The sequence below is a fragment of the Hydrogenophaga sp. genome (genome assembly GCF_019264445.1).
Taxonomy (GTDB): domain Bacteria; phylum Pseudomonadota; class Gammaproteobacteria; order Burkholderiales; family Burkholderiaceae_C; genus Hydrogenophaga.
Genome location: NZ_JAHVAB010000062.1, coordinates 13966 through 25507, shown reverse-complemented (window position 1 = coordinate 25507; position 11542 = coordinate 13966). Strand labels below are relative to the sequence as shown.

General features: G+C 63.6%; 10 protein-coding genes. 5 read left to right on the top strand and 5 right to left on the bottom strand.

Features of this window, described 5'->3' with window-relative positions:
* Positions 1-13: 13 nt before the first annotated feature.
* From KXJ60_RS12745 to KXJ60_RS12730, 4 genes are read right to left on the bottom strand one after another with little or no spacing between them, the layout of a single operon-like run.
* Positions 14-997, bottom strand: a complete 984-nt coding sequence (locus KXJ60_RS12745; RefSeq protein ID WP_291128010.1) for a Tim44-like domain-containing protein — start codon at positions 995-997, stop codon at positions 14-16.
* Between the two features lie 42 nt (positions 998-1039).
* Positions 1040-1771, bottom strand: a complete 732-nt coding sequence (gene ubiE / locus KXJ60_RS12740) for a bifunctional demethylmenaquinone methyltransferase/2-methoxy-6-polyprenyl-1,4-benzoquinol methylase UbiE (RefSeq protein ID WP_291128007.1) — start codon at positions 1769-1771, stop codon at positions 1040-1042.
* An 18-nt stretch (positions 1772-1789) separates the two neighbouring features.
* The gene (locus KXJ60_RS12735) at positions 1790-2203 is read right to left on the bottom strand and encodes a DUF971 domain-containing protein (protein WP_291128005.1); all 414 of its coding nucleotides are present in this window, start codon (positions 2201-2203) and stop codon (positions 1790-1792) included.
* 23 nt (positions 2204-2226) lie between these two features.
* Complete coding sequence (locus tag KXJ60_RS12730; protein ID WP_291128003.1) at positions 2227-6105, bottom strand: FAD/FMN-binding oxidoreductase; 3879 nt, start codon at positions 6103-6105, stop codon at positions 2227-2229.
* A gap of 175 nt (positions 6106-6280) precedes the next feature.
* Here KXJ60_RS12730 and ugpB point away from each other — a divergent pair, with 175 nt between their 5' ends.
* The 5 genes from ugpB (at position 6281) to ugpQ (ending at position 11241) form a co-directional block, all read left to right on the top strand.
* Positions 6281-7606 (top strand): sn-glycerol-3-phosphate ABC transporter substrate-binding protein UgpB, encoded by a 1326-nt coding sequence (gene ugpB / locus KXJ60_RS12725; protein ID WP_291128001.1) that lies wholly within the window; start codon positions 6281-6283, stop codon positions 7604-7606.
* A gap of 116 nt (positions 7607-7722) precedes the next feature.
* Positions 7723-8604: a sn-glycerol-3-phosphate ABC transporter permease UgpA gene (ugpA, locus tag KXJ60_RS12720; RefSeq protein WP_291127999.1), complete on the top strand. Its 882-nt coding sequence runs from the start codon at positions 7723-7725 to the stop codon at positions 8602-8604.
* A gap of 1 nt (position 8605) precedes the next feature.
* Positions 8606-9457: a sn-glycerol-3-phosphate ABC transporter permease UgpE gene (ugpE, locus tag KXJ60_RS12715; RefSeq protein WP_291127998.1), complete on the top strand. Its 852-nt coding sequence runs from the start codon at positions 8606-8608 to the stop codon at positions 9455-9457.
* A gap of 24 nt (positions 9458-9481) precedes the next feature.
* The gene (gene ugpC, locus KXJ60_RS12710; protein ID WP_291127995.1) at positions 9482-10486 is read left to right on the top strand and encodes a sn-glycerol-3-phosphate ABC transporter ATP-binding protein UgpC; all 1005 of its coding nucleotides are present in this window, start codon (positions 9482-9484) and stop codon (positions 10484-10486) included.
* Entirely contained in the window at positions 10483-11241 is a 759-nt protein-coding gene (gene ugpQ, locus KXJ60_RS12705) for a glycerophosphodiester phosphodiesterase (RefSeq protein WP_291127992.1), read from the top strand. Before ugpC ends, ugpQ begins: the two co-directional genes overlap by 4 nt.
* Before the next feature lie 10 nt (positions 11242-11251).
* Here the strand turns inward: ugpQ and KXJ60_RS12700 are convergent, their stop codons facing one another.
* Entirely contained in the window at positions 11252-11521 is a 270-nt protein-coding gene (locus KXJ60_RS12700) for a hypothetical protein (protein WP_291127989.1), read from the bottom strand.
* Positions 11522-11542: the final 21 nt, after the last annotated feature.

Sequence of the window (11542 nt, the reverse complement as noted above, 5' to 3'; positions counted from 1 at the left end):
AACCCGCTGCGGGTCATTGCAGGGCCTGCACGCCCGCTACCAGCCAGCCGCCCGGACCTTCCTTGGGGCGGGTGATGTTCCAGACCTCACGGAACGGGTTGGGGCCGGCAGACGCTTCCTCGCGGATCAGGCCGGAGAACTCCACGCTGGCCATGTACTCGGTTTGCAGCTCCTCGATGCCCAGCAGCTGTGCGTCGAGCATGACGACCTCGGTTTTGTTCGAGCCGCCCGCCTGCTCGCGCTCTGCGAGCTGGCTGCGGATCTGCTCCAGCATGTCATCGGTCATCATGGCGCGCAGTGCAGGTATGTCAGAGCGATCCCAGGCGTCCTGCAGGCTCACAAAGTTGGCCTTGGATGCCTTGAGGAATCCATCCACATCGAAGCCAGCCGGCACACCCCAGCCCTGGCTGCCGCTCAACGCCGAGCCAATCAGCGAGCCGCCGTTGGGCCGCGGGTCCAGCGCGGCGGGACCGCTGCGCTCCCAGGGCCGCGCAGACGCGTCGTTGCCGACATTCTGCGGACTGTAGGTGCGAGGCGTTGCAGGGTCGAACTGGGAGTTGCCCGTCTGGCCGGCAGCCTGATAGGCCAGGCCACCTGCCTGGGACGCGGGTGAACGGCGGCGCATCACCATGCCGATGACCGCCACCACGGCCACGGCCAGAAGGGCAAACATCAGAAACTGGGCAAAGCCTTCGCCAAAACCCAGCGTCGAAGCCAACCATGCCAGGCCCAGACCGGCGGCCAGGCCACCCAGCATGGCACCCCAGGGGCGCTTGGGCGCTGCGGCGGCTGGGTTCGCGGTGGCAGGACGTGCAGCCGCATTTTGCGTGGGCGCCTGTTGCGGTGCGGCCTGCTGGGCAGGCGGCGTGCTGCTGCGCTGCGTCACGTTGCCCGACTGCTTGCCGAACGATGTGCCACCGCCCATGCGTTTCGCCCAGACCTCCTGGGAACCCAGCGCCATGGCGCAAACCAACAAAACCGACCACAACCTGTTCATGCTTTTGCCTCCTTCAAAACAACAGACTCTTCAAAACCCGTGTCAACACTTGATGCCCATGTGCAGCGCAACCACGCCGGCGCTGAGGTTGTGCACGTCCACATGACCAAACCCTGCCTTGCGCATCATCTGCCTCAATTCTTCCTGCCCCGGGTGCATGCGGATGGACTCTGCGAGGTAGCGATAGCTGGCCTCATCGTTGGCCACCAGCTGCCCCAACTTGGGCAGCACGTTGAACGAATACCAGTCATAAGCTTTCTCCAGCGGTTTCGCCACCCGGGAAAACTCCAACACCAGCAACTTGCCGCCCGGCTTGAGCGTCCGATGCATCTCAGCCAGTGCAAGTTCCTTGTGCGTCATATTGCGCAGACCAAACGCCACTGACACGAAATCGAACGAATCGCTGGCAAAGGGCAATTTCTCGGCATCGCACACCAAGGTGGGCAGGACCACGCCCAGATCGAGCAGGCGCGCACGGCCTTCACCGAGCATCGCTTCGTTGATGTCGGTGTGCACAACACGACCCGTGGGTCCCACCTTGCGGGCAAACGCCAGCGAGAGGTCACCCGTGCCGCCCGCAATGTCCAGCACCTGGTCGCCCGGCTGGGGATTGGCCACGGTGATCGTGTAGCGCTTCCACAGACGATGCAGCCCGGCCGACATGAGGTCGTTCATCACGTCGTACTTGGGCGCGACAGAGTCGAACACGCTGCGCACGCGTTGCGCCTTCTCGCGCTCGTCTACCGTCTTGAATCCGAAATGGGTCGAGGCCATGCGGGGTTCCCCGGGGTGTCAGTGGCTGCCGCAGGCGTGACCGCCCTTTTCCGGCATGGGTGCGTCGCGATCCACGCCGGCGGACTGCAGGCGGGCGGTGTAGTCGGCCCAGAGATCGGGCTGTTTGGAACCGAGAAAGTACAGGTAGTCCCAAGAAAAAATGCCCGAGCTGTGGCCGTCAGAAAACAGGGGCTGAACCGCGTAGTTACCCACCGGCTCCAGCCCCACGATGCCGACCTCGCGTTTGCCGGTCTGCAGCACTTCCTGCCCCTTGCCATGGCCCTGCACTTCTGCCGACGGCGAGTAGACGCGCATCAGCTCGAACGGGATCTTGAAGACGTTGCCGTCGGAAAAGCCCACTTCCAACGTGCGCGACTGCTGGTGGAGCGTGATCGACTCCGGTGAAGGCGTGTGCTTGTCGAGTCCGGCCATGGGGGTCTCCGTTGGGGGTGCGCTCAAACGAGCACTCGTTCGATGCCGCCTTCGTTGGCCTTGGCCACGTATTCCGGCAGCCACTGCTCGCCGAGGATCTGGCGGGCCATTTCCACCACGATGTAATCGGCTTCCAGCAGGCCCGACTTGAGGTCGTCGCCGTAGCGGCTCAAGCCCTGGAGGCAACTGGGGCAGGACGTGAGGATCTTGACGTTGTCCTGCGCGCCCACGGTCCCCGCTGCGCGCAACGCGGCTTCGCCCTTCTGCAGCTCCTCTTCCTTGCGGAAGCGGATCTGGGTGGAGATGTCCGGCCGTGTCACGCCCAGCGTGCCGGATTCGCCGCAGCACCGCTTGCTCTCCATGACGTTGTCACCCACAAGTGCCTTCACCGTTTTCATCGGCTCCTGCAGCTTCATGGGGGTGTGGCACGGGTCGTGGTAGAGGTAGCCGCCCTGCCCGGCCGGCAGCGTGACGCCTTTCTCCAGCAGGTACTCGTGGATGTCGATGATGCGGCAGCCGGGGAATATCTTGTCGAACTCGTACCCCTGGAGCTGGTCATAGCAGGTGCCGCAACTCACCACCACCGTCTTGATGTCGAGGTAGTTCAACGTGTTGGCCACGCGGTGGAACAGCACCCGGTTGTCGGTGATGATTTTTTCCGCCTTGTCGAACTGCCCACTGCCGCGCTGTGGGTACCCACAGCACAGGTAACCGGGCGGCAGCACGGTCTGCACGCCCGCATGCCACAGCATCGCCTGCGTCGCCAAACCCACCTGCGAGAACAGGCGCTCCGAACCGCAACCCGGGAAATAGAACACCGCTTCCGTCTCTGCCGTCGTGGCTGAGGGGTTGCGGATGATCGGCACGTAATCCTTGTCCTCAATGTCCAGCAGGGCGCGCGCGGTCTTCTTGGGCAGACCACCAGGCATCTTCTTATTGATGAAGTGGATCACCTGCTCTTTGATCGGCGCGGCACCCAGCGTGGCCGGCGGTGCACTGGTCTGCTTTCGCGCCAGGCGCTGCAGCAGCTCATTGGCCAGGCGCTGGGCCTTGAAGCCCACGCCCACCATCGCGCTGCGCATGAACTTGATGGTTTCGGGGTTGGTCGCGTTCAGGAAGAACATCGCGGCTGCGTTGCCGGGACGGAAGCTCTTTTGCCCCATCTTGCGCAACAGGTTGCGCATGTTCATGGTCACATCGCCAAAATCGATCTTCACCGGGCAAGGCGAAAGGCACTTGTGGCACACCGTGCAGTGGTCGGCCACGTCTTCAAACTCTTCCCAGTGCTTGATGCTGATGCCGCGGCGCGTCTGCTCCTCATACAGGAAGGCCTCGATCAGCAACGAGGTGGCCAGGATTTTGTTGCGCGGGCTGTAGAGCAGATTGGCACGTGGCACATGCGTCGCGCACACCGGTTTGCATTTGCCACAGCGCAGACAGTCCTTGACGCTGTCGGCAATCGCGCCAATGTCGCTGCGCTGCATGATCAGCGACTCGTGACCCATCAGCCCAAAGCTGGGGGTGTAGGCATTGGAGAGGTCGGCGCGACGCAGGCTGTCGTCGCCCGCCGGGCCTTCGCGCAGCAGCTTGCCTTTGTTGAAGCGGCCTTGCGGATCGACCCGCTGTTTGTATTCGGCGAAAGGGCGCAGCTCTTCGTCGGTGAGGAACTCCAGCTTGGTGATACCGATGCCGTGTTCGCCCGAGATCACCCCATCGAGACGGCGTGCCAGCACCATGATGCGGGCCACCGCTTCGTGCGCGGTCTGCAGCATTTCATAGTCGTCGCTGTTGACCGGGATGTTGGTGTGCACGTTGCCGTCACCTGCGTGCATGTGCAGCGCGACCCACACGCGGCCCTTGAGCACGCGCTGGTGGATGGCGTTGCATTCGGCCAGCAGGGGGCCGAAGGCCGCACCGGTAAAGATGGCTTGCAAGGGCGCACGGATCTGCGTCTTCCAGCTGGCGCGCAGGCGGTGATCCTGCAGCTCGGCAAACAGCGAGTCCACGTCGCGCAGCCAGCCCGCCCACAGCGCGCGCACTTCGCGCACCAGCGCCACGGCCTGCTGCACCCGGTCTTCCAGCAACTCGGCACTCGGAATGTCGCTGGCGTCGTCGGTTTTGCCCAGCGGCAGGTTGCCCTTGGTGAAGAAGCTTTCCAGCGCGTCCGCCAGCTTGATCTTGTTGCGCAGCGACAGCTCGATGTTGATGCGCTCGATGCCTTCGGTGTACTCACCCATGCGCGGCAGCGGAATCACCACGTCTTCGTTGATCTTGAAGGCGTTGGTGTGCTTGCTGATGGCGGCAGTGCGCTTGCGGTCAAGCCAGAACTTCTTGCGCGCTTCGGCGCTGATCGCCACGAAACCTTCTCCGCTGCGCGAGTTCGCCAGGCGGATGACCTCGCTGGTGGCGCGCGCCACCGCATCGGCATCGTCTCCGACGATGTCACCAATAAGCACCATCTTCGGCAAGGTACCGCGCTTGCTCTTGGTGGCGTAGCCCACGGCCTTCAGGTAGCGATCGTCCAGATGCTCCAGACCGGCGAGGATGGCGCCACCAAGCCGCTTCATCTCGCCGAACATGAAGTCCTTGATGTCCACGATCGATGGCACGCAGTCGCGCGGATTGCCGAAAAATTCCAGGCACACCGTGCGCACGTGGTCGGGCATGCGGTGCACGATCCAGCGCGCGCTGGTGATCAAGCCGTCACAGCCCTCTTTCTGAATCCCCGGCAGGCCGCTGAGGAACTTGTCGGTCACGTCCTTGCCCAGGCCTTCCTTGCGGAACGTCTTGCCCGGAATGGCGAGCTGCTCGGTGCGCACCGGCGTCTTGCCATCGGCCTCGTAGTACTTCAACTCGAAGGTGGCCACCTCAGCGTCGTGGATCTTGCCAAGGTTGTGGTCAAGACGGGTGACCTCCAGCCACTGCGCCTGCGGCGTGACCATGCGCCACGACACGAGGTTGTCCAGCGCGGTGCCCCAGAGCACCGCCTTTTTGCCCCCCGCGTTCATGGCAATGTTGCCGCCAATGCAGGACGCCTCGGCCGAGGTCGGGTCCACCGCGAACACATGCCCGGCGCGGTCGGCCGCGTCAGACACCCGCTGCGTCACCACGCCGGCTTCGGTCCACACCGTGGGCAGCGGCTGTTCGTGGCCAGGCACCTTGACCCACTCCACCTCGGTCATGGCTTCGAGCTTCTCGGTGTTGATCACCGCGCTCTTCCACGTGAGCGGAATGGCGCCCCCCGTGTATCCGGTGCCACCGCCGCGCGGAATGATGGTCAGACCCAGCTCGAAGCAGCCTTTGACCAGCAGAGCCATCTCGGCCTCGGTGTCCGGCGTAAGCACAACGAAGGGGTACTCGACGCGCCAGTCCGTTGCATCCGTCACGTGGGACACGCGGGAGAGCCCGTCGAACTTGATGTTGTCCTTGGCCGTGAGCTTGCGCAGCGCCTTGGTGGTACGCTGGCGCAGCGCGGCCATGTCCTCAAACGAGCGGGCAAACTGGTCGACCGCAGCGCGCGCTGAGGTGAGCAACTCGGCCACCAGGGCATCTCGCACCGCGTCGTCGTTGGGTGTGCGGCGTTTCTGGACTTCACCCAGCCGGTGGTGCAAGGCGTCCACCAGTTGCTGGCGGCGCTTGGCACTGTCCAGCAGGTCGTCCTGCAAATAAGGATTGCGCTGCACGACCCAGATGTCACCCAGCACTTCGTACAGCATGCGCGCAGAGCGACCGGTGCGACGCTCGCCCCTCAACTCGTCCAACAGGCCCCACGCGCGCTCGCCGAGCAGGCGCAGCACGATCTCACGGTCCGAGAAGGAGGTGTAGTTGTAGGGAATCTCGCGCAAACGCGGCGCATCGTCGGTGGCGGTAGCGAGCAACGAGAGCGGTGTGGGTGCGTTCATGTGTGTGGCAGTCGCCAGCATGACAGTAAAGAACCCAAGATGGTACCGCAGCGCAACATACCCCCCGCCCCCCTGTGGAAACCCCTGTTGTCATGCCCGGGAAACGCGTGTGCAATCGTTTTGTCACAAGCGGCACTTACCCTAGCCGCTCCCGATCTGCCCAAAAGGAGCCTTTATGCACAAGCGTTTTCTTCCCCTGACCGGCGCCCTGGCGTTTGCCGCCCTGATGAGCGGCCCCGTGCAGGCTCAAGCTCAAGCCCCGACCGAAATTCAATGGTGGCATTCGATGAGCGCCGCCCTTGGCGAATGGGTCAATGACCTCGCCAAGCAGTACAACGCCAGCCAGTCCACCTACAAGGTGGTGCCCACTTACAAGGGCACGTACGACGAATCGATGGCAGGCGCCATCGCCGCGTTCCGCGCCGGCAACGCCCCCCACATCCTGCAGGTGTTCGAAGTGGGCACCGCCACGATGATGGCCAGCAAGGGCGCCGTCGTCCCCGTGACGAAGGTGCTCAACGATGGCGGCTTCAAATTTGATCCGACACAGTATGTGTCTGCCGTGGCGGGGTACTACACCGCGCCCAACGGCCAGATGCTGAGTTACCCGCTCAACAGCTCGACCACCATTTTTTATTACAACAAGGACGCCTTCAAGAAGGCCGGTCTGGATCCGGAAAAGGCGCCCAAAACCTGGCCCGAAGTGTTCGCAGCCGCATCCAAGCTCAAGGCCAGCGGCCACAGCTGCCCCTTCACCACCAGCTGGATCAGCTGGACGCAGCTGGAGAGCTTCTCGCTTTGGCACAACACGCTGTTTGCCTCCAAGAACAACGGCTTCGACGGCAATGACGCGCAGTTGCTCATCAACACGCCGCTGCATGTGCGCCATTTCGAAAACCTGGCTAAAGCGTCCAAGGAAGGCAGCTTCGTCTACAAAGGCCGCGGCAATGCACCCGACGCCTCTTTCCCGTCGGGCGAATGCGCCATGATCACCGGCTCCTCCGGCTTGTATGCGCGCGTCAGCAAGGACGCCAAGTTCGCCTATGGCATCTCTGCCCTGCCCTACTACGAAGACGTCAAGGGCGCGCCCCAGAACACCGCCATCGGTGGTGCCAGCCTGTGGGTGATGGCTGGCAAGAAGCCGGCGGAGTACAAGGGCGTCGCTGACTTCCTGAACTTCCTGAACGACACCCGGGTGCAGGCGGCCAGCCATCAGCGCACCGGCTACCTGCCTGTGACCACCGCCGCGTACAAGTTGACCGACGCGTCCGGCTTCTACAGCAAGAACCCCGGTACCGATGTGGCTGTGACCCAGATGATCCGCAAGGCCACCGACAAGTCGCGCGGCATCCGCTTGGGCAACTTCCTGCAGATTCGCGCCATCATCGATGAGGAAACCGAACAGATCTGGGCCGGCAAGAAGACGCCCAAGGAAGCCCTGGACACCGCCGTGACCCGAGGCAACGAACAGCTCGTTCGGTTCGCGCGCGCCAACAAGTAAGCGCCCGACAAGCACTGGATAATGCCGCCTGCCTTTATGGCGCGGCATCGGTAGCCCGCCACTTTGAGCAACCAACCGGTTGGCAAAGGGCGGGTTCTCCTTTTGAAAGTCTGGATATGGAAAAGCGCGTTCTCTTTCGCTCAGCGTGGCTGCCCTGGGTGCTGCTGGCACCGCAGCTGGCGGTGATCAGCATCTTCTTCTTCTGGCCGGCAGGTCAGGCCCTGGTGCAATCGTTCCAGGTGCAGGATTCGTTCGGCTTCTCCCGGGAGTGGGTCGGCTTTGAGAACTTCAAGGCACTGTTCGAAGACCCGAGTTATCTCGCCTCGTTCAAGACCACCGCGTTCTTCTCCGTGATGGTCGCCGTCAGCGGCATCAGCATCTCGCTGGTGCTCGCCATCTTCGCCGACCGCATCATCAAAGGCGCGCTCGCCTACAAGACGGCCTTGCTGCTCCCCTACGCGGTGGCGCCTGCTGTGGCCGGCGTGCTCTGGATGTTCATGTTCTCCCCCTCGCTCGGCGTGGTGGCCTACCTGCTGCGCCAGTCCGGCTTCGACTGGAACCACATGCTCAATTCCGACCACGCCATGGCGCTGATCGTGATTGCGGCCGTGTGGAAGCAGATTTCCTACAACTTCCTGTTTTTCCTCGCCGGGCTGCAGTCGATCCCCAAGTCGCTGATCGAGGCCGCAGCAATCGACGGCGCCGGTCCCTGGCGGCGGTTCTGGAGCATCCAGTTCCCTCTGCTCTCACCCACCACCTTCTTCCTGCTGGTGATCAACGTCGTCTACGCGTTCTTCGACACCTTCGCCATCGTGGACGCCACCACACAAGGTGGCCCGGGGCGCGACACCGCGATCCTGGTCTACAAGGTCTACCACGACGGATTCAAGGCCATGGACATGGGCGGCTCGGCTGCGCAGTCGGTGGTGCTGATGGCGATCGTCATCGTGCTCACCGTAGTCCAGTTCCGTTACGTCGAAAAGAAAGTGCAGTACTGAGATGGTCGAAAGAAGTCCTTATCTGAAGCTCCTCTCGCACCTCATCATGGTGCTGGGCGTGCTCATCGTCGGCTTCCCGCTGTACCTGGCGTTCGTGGCCTCCACGCACACGGCACAGGACATCGTGCAGGTGCCCATGCCCTTGCTGCCCGGCAACAACTTCTGGCAGACCTACCACGACACGCTGTTTGGCGGCGGCAGCGGCCCGGGCTCGAGTGCGCCCGTGGCACGAATGATGTGGGTGAGCCTGGTCACGGCGCTTGTGATCACCTTCGGCAAGATCGCCATCTCGCTGTTGTCGGCCTTCGCCATCGTGTACTTCCGCTTCCCGTTCAAGGGCATCTGCTTCTGGCTGATCTTCATCACGCTCATGCTGCCCGTCGAAGTGCGCATCGGACCCACCTACCAGGTGGTGTCAGACCTTGGCATGCTCAACACGTATGCAGGCCTGACGATCCCGCTGATCGCATCCGCCACTGCCACGTTCCTGTTTCGCCAGTTCTTCCTCACGGTGCCGGACGAGCTCGTCGAAGCGGCCCGCGTGGACGGCGCCGGCCCGATGCGCTTCTTCAAGGACATCCTGGTGCCGCTCTCGCGCACCTCGATTGCAGCGCTTTTCGTCATCCAGTTCATCTACGGCTGGAACCAGTACCTCTGGCCCCTGCTGGTGACCACCTCGGAAGAGATGTACCCCGTGGTGATTGGCATCAAGCGCATGATCGCCGGCGGCGACGCGGGCAACGAATGGAACATCGTGATGGCAACCGCCTTGCTGGCCATGCTGCCGCCCGCCCTCGTCGTGATCTTCATGCAGCGCTGGTTCGTCAAGGGCCTGGTGGACACCGAGAAGTAACTACAAACCGATCACAACACAGTCATGGCTTCCCTCTCACTTCGCAACATCGTCAAGCGCTACGGCATCGGTCCCAAGGCCAATCAGGTCATCCACGGGGTCAATGCCGAGATCCACAACGGCGAATTCGTCGTCATCGTCGGTCCCTCGGGCTGTGGCAAATCCACCCTACTGCGCATGGTCGCGGGCCTGGAAGAAATCTCTGGCGGCGAGCTCTACATCGGCGACCGCATGGTCAACAACCTGGAGCCTGCCCAGCGCGACATCGCCATGGTGTTCCAGAACTATGCGCTGTACCCGCACATGACGAACTTCGACAACATGGCCTACGGCCTGAAGATCGCCAAGGTGCCCAAGGAAGAAATTCGCGCGCGCGTCGACAAGTCCGCGAAGATCCTCGAACTCGGCCATCTGCTCACGCGCAAGCCGCGCGAACTCTCGGGCGGTCAGCGCCAGCGCGTGGCCATGGGCCGCGCCATCGTGCGCCAGCCGCAGGTCTTCCTGTTTGACGAACCGCTGTCCAACCTGGACGCCAAGCTGCGCGCACAGACCCGCCTGGAAATCCAGAAACTGCACCGCGAACTGGGCATCACTTCGCTCTTCGTCACACACGACCAGGTCGAGGCCATGACACTGGCCGAACGCATGATCGTGATGAACGCTGGCAACATGGAGCAGTTCGGCACACCCGAGGAGGTGTACTCCCGCCCGGCGACGACGTTTGTGGCCAGCTTCATCGGCTCGCCACCCATGAACCTGCTGAAAAACGCGCCGGGCGGACGCCCCGGCAGCATCCTCGGCATTCGTCCCGAACATCTGGATGTGGGCGATACCGGCTGGAGCCTTCAGGTTGAAACCGTCGAGCTGCTGGGCGCCGAGCGACTGGTCCATGCGCGCCTGGGCGACGAGACGCTGATCATCCGCACACACGAAGACCAGGGCGCCCCCGCCATCGGGAGCACCATCCGCGCCCAGCCGCGCGAGGACCGGTTGCATTGGTTTGACGCCGAGACCGGCAAGCGCAAATGAGCGCTGGCGGCCAACCGGGCCACTGGCCCTACCCACGATGGATCGCGCATCGGGGCGCCGGCAAACTGGCGCCTGAAAACACCCTCGCGGCCTTCCGGCTCGGTGCCGAGCGCGGCTACCGCATGTACGAATGCGACGCGAAGCTCAGCGCGGATGGGGTGGTGTTCCTGCTGCACGACGCCACACTGGACCGCACCACGAATGGCTCGGGTGTGGCTGGCGACCAAGCGTGGGCAACGCTGAGCCAGCTCGATGCTGGCGGCTGGCACTCGCACGCCTTCGCGGGTGAAGCGCTGCCCACGCTGGCCGCGTTGGCCCGCCACTGCCAGGCGCATGGCCACTGGCTCAACATCGAGATCAAGCCCACGCCGGGCACCGAGCTGGCCACTGGCCGCGCGGTGGCACAACTGGCCGCCCATGAGTGGGCGCGCGATCCCGGGCGCACGCCTTTGCTGACGTCGTTCCAGCCCGATGCGCTCCGTGGTGCGATGGAAACGGCCCCCCACCTGCCTCGGGGCTTGTTGCTCGACACCTGGTGGGACGGCTGGATGGACGTTGCGCGATCGCTGGAGTGTGTGGCGCTCGTCTGCAACCACGCGCTGTGGGACGCCAGCACGGTAGCGCTCGCACAAGAAGCCGGCTTGCGCACGCTGGCTTACACGGTGAACGACGAATGGGCCGCGCAGCGGCTGCTGGACCTGGGGCTGGACGGCATCATCACCGACCGCATCGACCTGTTCCCGCCCAGCCGTTGACGGGGAGCGTTCAGCGTTTCCGGTGCAGCCACCAACCCAGGGTGCCCTGCACCAGCACCAGCGCCGCGTAGGTGGCCATTTTTCCGTCGCGGCCAAACACCAGCAGCCCGGCCAGCAACACCACCACCCCCGCCACGACCAGCAAAAACGCCTCCAGGCCGGCGCCTGACGCCGAGCGCCCCGCACGGGTCAGGCGCGGCACGATCCAGAGCACCAGGGCAACGAAAACAGCGGGGGCAATGAACCCCGCGAGGTGCGCCAGAAAGGCCAGAGGCGTCATTCGCGGAGAGAAGCTGCGTTC